Below are 13731 nucleotides of genomic sequence, written 5' to 3' on the forward strand. Positions count from 1 at the left end.
GCCTGGTGGCAATAGCGTTGTGGACCCACCTGATCCCATGCCGAACTCAGCAGTGAAACGCAACCGCGCCGATGGTAGTGTGGGGGTTCCCATGCGAGAGTAGGTCACCGCCAGGCACCTAATTTGCTGATATAGCTCAGTTGGTAGAGCGCACCCTTGGTAAGGGTGAGGTCCCCAGTTCAAATCTGGGTATCAGCACCATCTTCAGAACCCAGCCGTATGGCTGGGTTTTGTCGTTTCTGGACGTCAGAAATTCCCGCCTGAAGTGAACCGGGCTTGTCCCATCCCCGTTGCTCCATTACCGTGAGGCCAAACGCCTATAACGTTAAGGGAAGTGATGCGTTTCGAAATGATATGCACCGGCGAAGAGGTGCTCTCCGGTCAGATCACCGATACCAATGCCGCCTGGGTCGCTCAGTTGCTGATGGAGAACGGCATTGAGATGCAGCGGCGCACCACGGTGGGTGATCGCATGGCCGATCTGGTGGCGGCCTTCGCCGACTGTGCCGAGCGCGCCGACGTGGTGCTGGTGAACGGTGGTCTGGGACCCACTGCCGATGATCTAAGCGCCGAGGCCATGGCTCAGCTGATGGGGGTCTCTCTGGAGCTCAACGAGGCTTGGCTGACCACCATGAGCGCCATGTTCGCTGCCCGGGGACGGCCCATGTCTGACAAGAATCGTAAGCAGGCGATGCTGCCGCAAGGCGCCGTGATGGTGGACAACCCGGTGGGGACCGCTTGCGGTTTTCGGGCTTGCTATAAAGACACCTGGTATTTCTTTACCCCCGGTGTGCCCTCCGAGCTCAAGCGCATGGTGCATGAGCAGCTGCTGCCGTGGCTCAAGCAAGCCTTTCCCATTGAGGCCCCTGTTGGGCTGCATCGCATGCTGACCATTGGCCAGGGGGAGTCCAATTTGGCCCAACTGTTGGAGCCCATCGCTCTCCCCGAGGGGGTAACCCTGGGGTTTCGAGCTTCGCTGCCCTACATCGAAATCAAGCTGCTGCAACGTGAGCCGGTGGCCCAAGATGCCTGGAGCAATCTGCTGGACGCGTTTCGGGGCGTGCTGGGGGATGCTTTGGTGGGGGAAAACCTCAAGTCCCTGCCGGAAGCCGTTCATGATTTGATGCGCCAGCAGGGTAAGACGCTGGCCACGGCGGAGTCCTGTACCGGGGGCATGGTGGCCAGTCAGTTGGTGGACCTGCCGGGCAGTTCCGATTACCTGCTGGCTGGCTTGGTGACCTACAGCAATCAAGCAAAGCAATCGCTTCTGGGGGTGAAGAGTCAATCCCTGGCCAAAGAGGGTGCGGTGTCACTGGCGACGGTGATTGAGATGGCCCAGGGCGCGCGGCAGCGCATGGGAAGCGACCTGGCGGTCAGCATCAGTGGCATTGCCGGCCCGGAGGGAGGCTCAGAGGATAAGCCCGTTGGCACCGTCTGTTTTGCTTTGGCATCCGAGAGTGGCTGCGTGGCCCAGACATTGTTTTTGGGAACCCGAAGCCGCAATGCCATCCGTTTGCTGGCCGCGACGGTGGCGCACGATATGGTGCGCCGAGCCCTGTTGGGGCAGCCCCCCCTGGCGGATTACGGCTATATGAAGCGAACGGGCACTCGATTGCTCAAGGCCTGAGGACAAACTCCAGTTTGCCTGGGCGCACCTTAAGCTCCTCGCCAAACTGGCGCAGCAGGTCCTCACGCCAACCCTGTTGGTCCAGCTGGTACACCGGCTGGTTTTCCAGATAGAGTCTCACAAACTGCATCGCCTCGCGGCTCAGGGGAATGAGCATCTGTTCCAGCTCCTCGGGGCTGGCTTTGACCCCGGACAGCTCCACCTCTTGCAGGTAGAGGCTGTGATCGCTTCGGTCATACCAGGGTTTGGCGCTGAAAGTGAAGGCTAATTGCGCCCGCAGGGGGATCAGCGGGGTGTCGATCTTGACGCTGCTGCGAGTCTGGATCGCCACCCGGTCCGGCTGGTCACCGATGGTGACGGCGATGTCCGACAGGGTCATGGTGGCGCTGAGGCCCGGGCTGAGTTCGGCACTGCGCTCCTTGCGCAGTGCATCGTTCAGGTAGCCCTCAAGCTCGGACTCCGTCACCGTGTAGGAGGTGGCGCATCCGGCCAGCAACAACGTCAGTGCCGCGATCCAAATCTTCATTCGTTACCCCGTGTTCCGCAGACCGGCGGCGATGCCGGCGATGGTGATCATCAATGCCTGTTGCAGTGCGGGATCCTCCGGCTCCTGGCGACAACGGCGCAACAGCTCCGCCTGCAGGAAGTTCAGGGGATCGATGTAGGGGTGACGCAGTGCTACGGATTCCTTGTTCCATGGCGTCAGGTCCATCAGCCCCTGCTCCTGGGTCAGGTCCAGCACGCTGGAGACACCGGTCTCCAGGCGACGGCGCAATTCGGCCCCCAGGCCATGCAGCTCCGGCAACACCAGGATCTGTTCATAATAGCGTGACAGGTTGGGCTCGGACTTGGCGTACACCATCTCCAGCATTGAAAGCCGGGTACGGAACAGCGGCCACTCCAGGAACATCTCCCTGAGGGTCTCCTTGTGTCCCTGCTCGATAGCGTGCTGCAAGCCCTCACCGGCCCCTAGCCAGGCGGGCAGCATCAAGCGGTTCTGGGTCCAGGCGAAGATCCAGGGAATGGCTCGCAGAGACTCCACGCCACCGTCGGCCCGGCGCTTGGCGGGGCGGCTGCCCAGGGGCAGGGCCGAGAGCTCCAGCTCCGGTGTGGCGGCCCGGAAGTAGGGTACGAAGTCCGCCTCCTCCTGGACGATCTCCCGGTAGGCGTTCACCGAGAAGTGGCCAATCTCATCCATCAGGCTGCGCCACTGGGCCTTGGGGGCCGGGGGCGGCAGCAGGGTGGCTTCCAGGACGGCGGAGGTGTAGAGCGCCAGGCTCTGCACCGCCACTTTAGGCAGGCCGAACTTGAAGCGGATCATCTCGCCCTGCTCGGTGACTCGCAGACGGCTGTCGACGGAGCCCGGGGGCTGGGAGAGGATCGCTTCGTGGGCCGGGCCACCGCCACGGCCAATGGAGCCGCCGCGACCGTGGAACAGGGTCAGGGCCACCCCGGCGTCGCGGCACACGCCCACCAGGGCTTCCTGTGCGCGGTATTGGGCCCAGGAAGCGGCCATTACGCCGGCATCCTTGGCGGAGTCAGAGTAGCCGATCATTACTTGCTGTTGGCCCCGGCAGTAACCCAGGTACCAATCGATCTGCATCAAGGCACCCATCACCTCGGGCGCGTTGTCCAGATCGCTCAGGGTCTCGAACAGGGGCACGATGGGCAGCGAGAAATCGCAATCGCACTCCTTAAGCAGCAGGGCCACCGCCAGCACATCGGACGCTTCACTGGCCATGGAGATGACGTAGGAGCCCAGGGCCTCCTGGCTCTGCTGACCGATAAGGCGGCAGGTGTCGAGCACCTCCTGAGTCTCTTGTGAGGCTTGCCACTGGTGGGGCAGCAGGGGACGGCGGCTGGCGAGCTCCCGCAGCAGGAAGGCGCGCTTCTCCTCTTCGCTCCAGTGCAGGTAATCGCCCAGGCCCAGGTAACGAGTGATCTCCGCCAGGGCGCTGGCGTGACGATCGGAGCTTTGGCGGATGTCCAGGCGGACGAGCGTCAGGCCAAAACAGTGGATGCGGCGCAGGGTGTCCAGCAGCAGGCCGTTGGCGATCAGACGCATACCCTGGCCCAGTAGGCTCTGGTAGATCACCTCCAGGGGCTCCAGCAGGTCGCGCTTCTGCCACACCAGATCATCCAGGCTGACTTCCGGCTGATGGCCATCCAGGCGGGCCAGCAGGTATTCGTGGGTGTCGGCCAGCTTATGGCGCAGCTTGCGCAGCAGCACCCGGTAGGGCTCACGGTGCTCGCCGGCCAGAGCCCGCAGGGCCTCGTCGCAGTCGGTCATCGACAGCTCGCCGATCAACTGGTTGATGTCCTCCAGGTAGAGGCGGACGGCGGTGCAACGGTTGCGCAGCAGCACCTCCTCGCTCACCTTGGCGGTAACAAAGGGGTTGCCGTCACGGTCCCCCCCCATCCAGCTGGAGAACTTGACCGGGGCTACGTGGGGTGGGATCTGTCGACCGGCGTGTTCCTCCACCTGCTCGTTAAGCTGACGAAGAAACTCCGGCACCGCGTGCCAGAGGCTGGCTTCCACGGTGGCCATGCCCCAACGGGCTTCATCCACCGGGGTGGGACGCTGTTTGCGGATCTCGTTGGTATGCCAGATCTGCGCCACCAGCTGGCGCATCCGCAGTTGGTTGCGTTTGGCTTCACGTTCACTGAGCTGGGGGTTTTCCCGCTCACTGAGGCAATCGATCAGGGCGGCGTATTTGCTGATAAGGGTCCGACGGGTCACCTCGGTGGGGTGGGCCGTGAGCACCAGATCGATCTCCAGCTTCTCCAACTCGTCAATAAGCTGGTCCGGGTTGAGCTGGGCCTTGCCGTTGAGCAGACGGCCCAGCAGCAAGTCCACCGGATCCGGCACGCACACCAGCTCGTCGCAGTTGCGGGAGATGGTGTGAAACTGCTCGGCAATATTGGCCAGATTGAGGAACTGGTTAAAGGCACTGGCAAAGGGCACCAGCTCATCGTCGGGCAGTTCGGACAGCAGAGCGAGCATCTGGGATTGCGCCTGGGTGTCTCCCTGACGCGATGCCTTGGAGAGTTGGCGCACCTGCTCGATGCGATTCAGGAAGGCTTCGCCGTGCTCGGCCTCGATGGTCTCTCCCAAAATGGCGCCCAGCATGTGGACGTTCGCTTTTAGGGGGGCGTACATATCAGTCATTGAGGTTCCCTTGCCAAATACCCTGACCCTCGATCCTGAAGCTGGGAGTCAGTGGGGTCAATAGGTCTGTTCGTAATTTTCCTACATTTATCCTTTAGCGGGGTCGCCGCTTGGACATCGATGCTGCACCCGTGCGGACTGGGAAAAATAAATATGCGACGGGGTTGCATAATAAATCAGTGCTGTTACTCTGTCCCCATCTCACGGAGTAATGAGCCGAACCATGACCATCTGGACCCTGCCTGTTTCTGTCAATCGACGACGACCCTGATCCCTCCGGGGCCATCAGGCCCGCCCTCGCTGTACCCCATTTCGCATTGACACAATAAGGATAAGACCATGATTCAGGTCGCCATCATCGGTGCCTCCGGCTACACCGGCGCCACCCTGGCCAAACTGGTTGCGCAACACCCCAGCCTGACGCTGGCCGGCTGCTACGTTTCTGCCGGCAGCGCCGATGCCCACACGCCGCTCTCCCAACTGTACCCTGAGTTGCTGGGGTGGGTGGACCAGCCCCTTCAGCCCCTGACCGACAGCGCCCTGGCCCAACTGGGCACTCAGGCCCAAGCGGTGTGCCTGGCCACTGAGCATCAGATCAGCGCCCAGTTGGCGCCAACCCTGCTGGCCCAGGGGCTGACGGTGTTCGATCTCTCCGGTGGCCACCGGTTCGCCGAGCCCGCGGTTTACCCAAAGCATTACGGATTCACCCACCCGGCCCCCGAACTGCTGCCCGGTGCCGTGTACGGGTTGGCGGAGTGGGCGCCGCCGAGCCTGGGGGAGGCGGCACTGATCGCCGTCCCCGGATGTTACCCCACCGCCTCCTTGCTGGCCCTTAAGCCGCTGAAGGAAAACCATCTCATTGCCGGAGTGCCGGTGATCAATGCGGTCAGCGGTGTCTCAGGTGCCGGGCGCAAAGCCAGCCTCACCAACAGCTTTTGCCAGGTCAGCCTGACCCCCTACGGGGTACTGGGTCACCGGCATCAACCGGAAATCGAATCTCAGCTCGGCCACGCCGTGGTGTTCACCCCTCACCTGGGAGCCTTCAAACGGGGGATCCTGGCCACCATCACGGTGCCGGTGACCGTCAATTGCACTGACGCGGACGTGGCACAGGCCTTCGCCGCTTATGATGCCAGCCAGGTGGTGTACTGCCTGCCGGCGGGGCAGTGGCCGAAGATTGATGACGTGGCCGGCACCGATCGCTGCCTGCTGGCGTGGAAACTGGACAGCGAACGCCAGGTGCTGGTGGTAGCCAGTGCCATCGACAACCTGATGAAGGGGGCAGCCAGCCAGGCACTGCAATGCATACTTATTCGTTTTGGATTCGGGGATGACGCATGAAGACCATGGTGATTAAGGTTGGCGGGGCCTTGCTGGGCTGCGAAGCGGGGATGGACCGACTGTTTGTCACCCTCAAAGGCCTGTCGGAGGCCGGTTGGCAGGCGGTGCTGGTGCACGGTGGTGGTGCCCTGGTGGAGCAGCAGCTCAAGGCCAATGGGTTCAGCTCCCACAAGCTTAACGGACTGCGGGTCACCCCCGAGGTGCAGATGGACGTGGTGGCCGGAGCCCTGGCGGGCAGCGCCAACACCCAACTGGTGGCCAAGGCCATCGCCGCGGGCCTGACCCCGGTGGGGCTCTCCCTGGCCGACGGCGGGCTGACCCAAGCCCAGGTGCTGGCACCGGAGCTGGGGGCGGTGGGCAAAGTCGCGGCGGGCAAGCCGGCATTGCTGGAGGGCCTGTTGGCCCAGGGGATGCTGCCCATCATCAGCTCCATTGCCGTCGATGCCGAGGGCCAGCGGCTGAACGTCAACGCCGATCAGGCCGCTACGGTGATCTGCCAACTGTTGGGCGCGGAGCTCACCCTGCTGTCGGACGTCTCCGGCGTACTGGACGGCAAAGGCCAGCTGATCCCCCACCTGGACCCGGCCCTCGCGGCGGAGCTGACGCGTCAAGGAGTCATCGAAGGGGGCATGAAGGTCAAGGTGGACGCGGCCCTGGATGCGGCGCGCTCCATCAACAACCGGGTGCTGGTGGCCAGTTGGCGCTACCCCGAGCAGTTGGCGGCCCTGGTGAAGGGCGAACCCGTGGGCACTCAGGTCCACCCCTGATAACGCATTCTAAGGAAACGCAATGAACCATCTACTGAGCATCAAGGACCTGAGCCCTGAACAGATCCACGGCTTGATCGGTCTGGCCAAGACCCTGAAGGCGGATTACACCCCTTACCAGGACGCCCTCAAGGGCCAGTCCGTGGTGACCCTGTTTGAAAAACCCAGCCTGCGCACCCGGGTCAGCTTCGACATCGGCATTAACAAGCTGGGTGGCCACTGCCTCTACCTGGACCAGCAAAATGGCGCCATCGGTCAGCGGGAAGCGGTGAAGGATTTTGCCATGAACCTGTCCCGCTGGTGCGACGCCATCGTCGCCCGGGTGTTCTCTCACCAGACCCTGGAGGAGCTGGCCGAATACGCGACGGTGCCCGTGGTTAACTCCCTGTCCGATCTCTACCACCCCTGCCAGGGCCTGGCGGATTTCCTTACCCTGGCGGAGCACTACGACGACCTGTCACAGGTGAAGCTGGCCTACGTCGGCGATGGCAACAACGTCACCCACTCGCTGATGTTTGCCGCCGCCAAGCTGGGCGCCACCATGGTGGTGGTCTGCCCCCCGGGTCACTTTCCCGATGGCCAGGTGGTGACCGAAGCCCAGGCGATTGCCGCACAGCACGGCGGCAAGCTGGTGCTCTCCTCGGAACTGGCAGCCCTGGAAGGGGTGGACGCCCTCTACGCCGATACCTGGATCTCCATGGGGGACACCACGCCGTTGGAGGCGATCAAGGCCAAGTTCCAGCCCTACCAGATCAACAGCAAGCTGATGTCCCTCTCCGGTGCCAAGCACGTGTTGCACTGCCAGCCGGCCCACCGTGAGGTGGAGATCACCTCCGAGGTGATGGACTCCGATGCCTCGTTGATCCTGGACCAGGCCGAAAACCGCATGCACATCCAGAACGCCATTTTGCTCGAATTGATGAAGGACTAAGACCATGACCCAGATTAAGAAAGTTGTTCTCGCGTACTCCGGTGGCCTGGATACCTCCGCCATCATTCCCTGGCTGAAGGAGCAGCACGATTGTGAAGTGGTGGCCTTTGTGGCCGACGTGGGCCAGGGGGCCGAGGAGCTCGAAGGCGTCGAGGCCAAGGCACTGGCTTCCGGGGCGTCCAGCTGCCACGTGGTGGACTTGAAAGAGGCCTTTGTCAGCGACTACATCAATCCCATCCTCAAGACCGGCGCCCTGTACGAGGGCACCTACCTGCTGGGTACCGCCATGGCCCGGCCCATCATCGCCAAGGCCCAGGTGGAGCTGGCACTGAAGGTGGGGGCCGACGCGGTGTCCCATGGCTGTACCGGCAAGGGCAACGACCAGGTGCGTTTCGAGTCCACCTATGCGGCCCTGGCCCCGCAGCTGGCGGTGATCGCCCCCTGGCGGGAGTGGACCATGAAGTCCCGGACGGATCTGCTCAACTACCTGGCCAGCAAGAACATCCCTACCACCGCCAGTGCCGAGAAGATCTACAGCCGGGACGCCAACGCCTGGCACATCTCCCACGAGGGGGGCGAGTTGGAGGACCCGTACTGCGAACCGAGCGAGCAGGTCTGGACCTGGACCCAGTCTCCGGAGCAGGCCCCCAACGAAGCCCAGTACGTCAGCCTGCAGTTCGAGGCCGGGGTACTGACCGCCGTGGATGGCGAGGCGATGACCCCCTACAACGCTTTGAACTACCTCAATGGCGTGGCCGCCAAACACGGCGTTGGCCGCATCGACATCGTCGAGAACCGTCTGGTGGGCATGAAATCCCGCGGTTGCTACGAAACCCCCGGTGGCACCGTGATCAACAACGCGCTGCGGGGCCTGGAGACCCTGGTGCTGGACAAGGCGGCCTTCAAATTCCGCGAGCAGGTGGGCCTGGAGTTCTCCCACGTCCTGTACGACGGTCGCTGGTTCACCCCGGTGGCCAAGGCCCAGTTGGCCGCTGCCGAAAGCCTGGCCGAAGCCCTGACCGGCGAGATCGTGGTGAAGCTCTACAAGGGTCACGCCGTGGTGGTGAAGCGTCAGAGCCCCAACAGCCTCTACTCCGAGGCCTTCTCCACCTTCGAGGAGGATGAGGTCTATAACCAGAAGCACGCCGAAGGCTTTATCCGTCTGTTCAGCCTGTCCAGCCGGATCGCCGCCATGCACGAGGAGCAGCAGTAATATGAGCGCAAAAGGGGCCCTGTGGGGAGGACGGTTCAGCGGCGCCGCAGACAGCCGCTTCAAGTTATTCAACGACTCCCTGCCGGTGGACTTCCGCCTGGTGCAGCAGGACATCACCGGCTCCATCGCCTGGGCCGGGGCGCTGCAGCAGGTGGGGGTGCTGGATGAGCTGGAGCACGGTTCGCTGGTCAAGGCACTGCACGAGTTGTCGGAGTCCGTCAGCGATGAGCAGATCCTCGCCTCCGGCGCCGAGGACATCCACAGTTTTGTCGAAGGTGCCCTGATCGAGAAAGTGGGGGACCTGGGTAAAAAGCTGCACACCGGGCGTTCCCGCAACGACCAGGTGGCCACGGATCTCAAGCTCTGGTGCAAAGACCAGGGGGAACTGATCATCGAAGCGCTGGTGCGCCTGCAGCAGCAGCTGCTCGGTCTGGCCCAGCAGGAGGCGCAAACCGTGCTGCCGGGCTACACCCACCTGCAACGGGCCCAGCCCATCACCTTTGGGCACTGGTGCCTGGCGTACGTCGAGATGCTGGAGCGCGACCTGACCCGGGTTAAGGACGCCGTGAACCGGCTGGATCGCTGCCCCCTGGGCAGTGGGGCCCTGGCGGGCACCGCCTATCCGGTGGATCGCCAGGCTCTGGCCCAGGCCCTGGGGTTTGCCAGCGCCACCGCCAACAGCCTGGATGCGGTATCGGATCGTGACCATGTGGTGGAGCTGTGCAGCGCCGCGGCCACCGCCATGATGCACCTGTCCCGCTTTGCCGAGGATCTGATCTTCTACAACAGCGGGGAGGCGGGCTTTATCGAGCTGGCCGACGCCGTCACCTCCGGCTCCTCCCTGATGCCGCAGAAGAAGAACCCGGATGCGCTGGAGCTGATCCGGGGCAAGGCCGGGCGGGTGTACGGGGCCCTGGTGGGGATCCTCACTACCATGAAGGCCCTGCCCATGGCCTACAACAAGGACATGCAGGAGGACAAGGAGGGGCTGTTTGATGCCCTGGATACCTGGCTGGCCTGCACCGAGATGGCCACCCTGGTGCTCGATGGGCTCAAAGTGAACCGTCAGCGCACCCTCTCCGCGGCCCAGCAGGGCTACGCCAACGCCACCGAGCTGGCGGATTACCTGGTGTCCAAGGGCGTGCCCTTCCGGGAAGCCCACCACATCGTCGGCGAGGTGGTGGTGGCCGCCATCGACGCTCAGAAGGCGCTGGAGGACTTCACCCTGCCGGAGCTTCAGGCGTACAGCGAGGTGATCCAATCGGACGTGTTCCAGCATCTGACCATCGATGCCTGCCTGGCCAAACGGGATACCCTGGGTGGCACCGCCCTGGGCCAGGTGGAGCAGGCGTTGGACAGCCGCGAAGCCAGTGCCGATCTGGCGGAGCTGGATGCCCTGGGGGGCACCGCGCCGGAGCAGGTGCGCCACGCCGTGGACACCAGTCAGCAGCGTCTGAACGCCCACAAAGCGGAGATCCTCAAGGTCCGCAGCGCCAAACTGTCCGATGTGGACGCCATCCACAGGATCAACGCCTACTGGGCCGAACTGGGCGACACCCTGCCGCGCAGCCGGGACGACGTCTTGCGGGACATCCTCGACTTCTCGGTGGCGGAGCAGGACGACCAGGTGGTGGGCTGTGCGTCTCTCTACATCTACGAAACCGGTTTGGCGGAGATGCGCTCGGTGGGGATCGATCCTCAGCATCACGGCGCCGGCCAGGGACGGGCACTGGTGGACTACATGTTGCAGCGGGGCCGGGAGCTGGAGCTGGAACGGGTGATTGTCCTGACCCGGGTACCGGGCTTCTTCAACAAGCTCGGGTTCGAGCGCACCGAGATGACCGGCCTGCCGGAGAAGGTGATCAAGGACTGCGACCTCTGCCCGCGCAAACACGCCTGCGACGAGGTGGCCATGGAGTATCGCTTCGACTGAGTTCACCACAGCAAAAAAAGCCGCCCCGTTGGGCGGCTTTTTTTGTTGTTGGCGGCTCAGAACAGCTCTTCGGTGGCTTCCTGCTCGAACACTGGGGCTTCCGGCTCGGCCACTTCGGCCAGCTCGGTGGGCGCGGTGCCGTCGATAAAGTACTCGAAGCGGGAGCTGGCGTCGTTGCGATTGGACAGCTTGCCGCTGGCCAGATCGATGCGGGCGGTGACGATCCCCTCGGGTATCGCGCTGCTCTCCTGGGGCACGCCGTTGAGCACCTGGTGCATAAACTGGTTCCAGGCCGGGCCCGCGGTTTTGGCCCCGGACTCGCCGGCGGTGATCTGATCCTGGGGCCCGTAGGGGTTCCAGCGGGTGCGGCCCAGCTGACGACCGTGGTCATCGAAGCCCACCCAGGCGGTGGCCACCAGGTTGGGGGCGAAACCAGTAAACCAGGTGTCTCGGGCTTCGTTGGTGGTGCCGGTCTTGCCACCGATGTCCCGGCGCTTGATCAGGCGGGCCGCCCGCCAGGCGGTGCCGTTCCAGCCGGTGCCCTGGCTCCAGTCGCCCCCGCCCCAGATCACCGACTTGAGGGTCTCGTGGATCAAAAAGGCGTTTTGCTCGCTGATCACCTGAGGTGCCAGGCGATCCGCTGGCCAGGGGCACTGCTGGGCAAAGTCGGCGCGCGCCTCTTGCGACTCGGTGCCGCTGTCGGTCTGGGCCAGGGCGGCTTTGCACTCCAGGCAGGCGATCTTCGGTTGGGACTCGAAGATGACGTTGCCGTCGTAGTCTTCGATCCGCTCGATAAAGTAGGGATCCACCAGGAAGCCGCCGTTGGCGAACACCGCGAAGGCCCGGGCGTTTTCCATCGGGGTAGCGGAGGCAGAGCCCAGTGAGACCGACTCGTTGCGGGGGATGTCCGCCCGGTCAAAGCCGAACAAGGTGGCGTGATCGATGAACTCGTCCACGCCGATCTCCCGAAGCACCCGCACCGCCATCACGTTGATGGACTGGGCCAGGCCCTGGCGTACCCGGGTTGGGCCGGTGTACACGTCCGGTGAGTTGCGCGGGCGCCAGGCGGTGCCCTGGCTGCGGTCCCACTGGTTGATGGGGGCGTTGTTGACCAGGGTGGCCAGGGTGAACCCCTCCTCCAGCGCACTGGAGTAGAGGAAGGGCTTGATGTTGGAGCCGAGCTGACGCTTGGCCTGGGTCACCCGGTTGTACTGGCTCTGACCGAAGTCATAGCCGCCCACCAGGGCTTGGATGGCGCCGTCGTTGGGATCCAGGGCCACAAAGGCGCTGCTCACCTCCGGCACCTGGGACAACCACCAGTGGCCATCGTGCTGACGGATCCAGATTTGATCCCCCGGGGTCATCACTTCGGCAGCCTGCTTGGGCGCGTTGCCCTGGCGGGAGTCGGTGAGGAAGGCTCGGGCCCAGTTGATCCCCTCCCAGGGCAGGGTCAGGCGCTCACCCCGGGCGTTCATCACCTCGGCGCTCTTCTCCTCGACGGCGAGCACCACCGCGGGGTGCAGGTCCCGGAATCGGCTGACGCCCCGCAGGTGCTGTTGGATCCGCTCCGGATCCCAGGCCGCCGCTTCGATGGCCTGGTTTTGATCCTCCAGCGGCTCGCCCCACAGGCGGGTGACCGGCCCTCGGTAGCCATGACGGGTGTCGTAGGCGAAGAGGTTGTCCAGCAGGGCGCGCTGGGCGGCATGCTGGGTCTCGGCGGTGATGGTGGTGTAGATGCGGAAGCCGCTGGTGTAGGCCTCCTCCTCGCCGTAGGTGGCCACCATGTGGTCGCGCACCATCTCGGCGATGTAGGGGGCGTACAGATCGATCTCGGCACCGTGGTAGCGGGCGGTGATGGGCGCCTGACGCGCCTCGTCAAACTCGGCCCGGCTGATGTAGCCGACGTCCATCATTCGGCTCAGCACCACGTTGCGACGGTTGCGGGCCCGGTCCGGATTGCGGATGGGGTTGGCGGCGGAGGGCGCCTGGGGCAGGCCGGCGATCATCGCCATCTCCGCCAGGGTCAGCTCCTGTACGTCTCGGCCGTAGTAGACCTGAGCCGCGGCGCCCACACCGTAGGCCCGATTGCCCAGGAAGCTGCGGTTGAGGTAGAGCTCGAGGATCTCCTCTTTGGTCAGCAGCCGCTCGATCTCCAGGGCCAGGAAGATCTCTTTCACCTTCCGGATGTAGGTTTTTTCTCGGGTCAGGAAGAAGTTTCGGGCCACCTGCATGGTGATGGTACTGGCGCCCTGGGACTTGCGTCCGGTGGTCACCAGCACCACGGCCGCGCGCATCACGCCGATGGGGTCGACCCCCCGGTGTTCGAAAAAGCGGGCGTCCTCGGTGGCCAGCACCGCCTGAATGAGTGGGTCCGGGATCTCGTCGTAACGTAAGGGAATACGACGTTTTTCACCAAACTGGGACATCAATTGCCCATCGGCACTGTAGACCCGCATCGGCGTCTGCAGTTGAACTGTTTTTAGGGAGTCCACTCCCGGCAGGGTTGGGGCTATCCATAAATACAGTCCCGCCAGGGCGCCAATCCCCAGCAGGGCGAGGATCCCGAGCGTTGCCAATATGCGCTTAAGCCACTTCACGTTAGTGTTTTCCACTCATTAACTGGAATTAAAAGGGCACAGTATACCGCGCCAAACCCTGACCAAAAAGGCGTCGTTTTTTTATTAATAATGGAGGGGTTTCTGAATGCGCGAAATAAAAACTGTGCTAGTCTAGGCCATGGATATAACAAC

9 protein-coding genes, 1 tRNA gene and 1 rRNA gene are annotated in these 13731 nt (G+C 63.6%); 8 read left to right on the forward strand and 3 right to left on the reverse strand.

The genetic code is table 11. The features are described 5' to 3' along the window. Nucleotide 1: 1 nt before the first annotated feature. The 3 genes from rrf (at nt 2) to KUV81_RS08160 (ending at nt 1627) form a co-directional block, all read left to right on the forward strand. A 5S ribosomal RNA gene (gene rrf / locus KUV81_RS08150) occupies nt 2-116 on the forward strand. A 9-nt stretch (nt 117-125) separates the two neighbouring features. Beyond that, nucleotides 126-201, forward strand: a tRNA-Thr gene (locus KUV81_RS08155). Nucleotides 202-337: 136 nt separating this feature from the next. Next, nucleotides 338-1627, forward strand: coding sequence for a competence/damage-inducible protein A (locus KUV81_RS08160; RefSeq protein WP_222543375.1), 1290 nt, complete (start codon nt 338-340; stop codon nt 1625-1627). Here KUV81_RS08160 and KUV81_RS08165 read toward each other — a convergent pair. Together KUV81_RS08165 and ppc are read right to left on the reverse strand one after the other, a co-directional pair. Beyond that, on the reverse strand, nt 1617-2153 hold the full coding sequence (locus KUV81_RS08165; protein WP_222543376.1) for a DUF1439 domain-containing protein: 537 nt from the start codon (nt 2151-2153) through the stop codon (nt 1617-1619). The two genes, KUV81_RS08160 and KUV81_RS08165, sit on opposite strands and share 11 nt — an antisense overlap. 3 nt (nt 2154-2156) lie before the next feature. Next, nucleotides 2157-4796, reverse strand: a complete 2640-nt coding sequence (gene ppc, locus KUV81_RS08170) for a phosphoenolpyruvate carboxylase (RefSeq protein WP_222543377.1) — start codon at nt 4794-4796, stop codon at nt 2157-2159. Nucleotides 4797-5135: 339 nt separating this feature from the next. On the opposite strand from ppc, the gene argC reads away from it, so the two are divergent. The 5 genes from argC to argH are packed head-to-tail and all read left to right on the forward strand — an operon-like array spanning nt 5136 to nt 10981. Beyond that, nucleotides 5136-6137 carry an N-acetyl-gamma-glutamyl-phosphate reductase gene (gene argC / locus KUV81_RS08175; RefSeq protein ID WP_222543378.1) on the forward strand — a complete coding sequence of 334 codons (1002 nt, stop codon included), beginning with the start codon at nt 5136-5138 and terminating at the stop codon, nt 6135-6137. Then, a complete protein-coding gene (gene argB / locus KUV81_RS08180; protein ID WP_222543379.1) occupies nt 6134-6904 on the forward strand; it encodes an acetylglutamate kinase in 771 nt (256 codons plus the stop codon). The genes argC and argB overlap by 4 nt, the downstream gene beginning before the upstream one ends. A gap of 22 nt (nt 6905-6926) precedes the next feature. Further along, nucleotides 6927-7835 (forward strand): ornithine carbamoyltransferase, encoded by a 909-nt coding sequence (locus KUV81_RS08185; protein ID WP_222543380.1) that lies wholly within the window; start codon nt 6927-6929, stop codon nt 7833-7835. Between the two features lie 4 nt (nt 7836-7839). Then, the gene (locus KUV81_RS08190) at nt 7840-9048 is read left to right on the forward strand and encodes an argininosuccinate synthase (RefSeq protein WP_222543381.1); all 1209 of its coding nucleotides are present in this window, start codon (nt 7840-7842) and stop codon (nt 9046-9048) included. Nucleotide 9049: 1 nt separating this feature from the next. After that, nucleotides 9050-10981 carry an argininosuccinate lyase gene (gene argH, locus KUV81_RS08195; protein WP_222543382.1) on the forward strand — a complete coding sequence of 644 codons (1932 nt, stop codon included), beginning with the start codon at nt 9050-9052 and terminating at the stop codon, nt 10979-10981. Nucleotides 10982-11037: 56 nt separating this feature from the next. Here the strand turns inward: argH and KUV81_RS08200 are convergent, their stop codons facing one another. Continuing rightward, the gene (locus KUV81_RS08200) at nt 11038-13578 is read right to left on the reverse strand and encodes a penicillin-binding protein 1A (RefSeq protein ID WP_222543383.1); all 2541 of its coding nucleotides are present in this window, start codon (nt 13576-13578) and stop codon (nt 11038-11040) included. Nucleotides 13579-13731 lie beyond the last annotated feature (153 nt).

Origin of the sequence: Ferrimonas balearica, from assembly GCF_019802085.1 — a bacterium.
Taxonomy (GTDB): Bacteria; Pseudomonadota; Gammaproteobacteria; order Enterobacterales; family Shewanellaceae; genus Ferrimonas; species Ferrimonas balearica_B.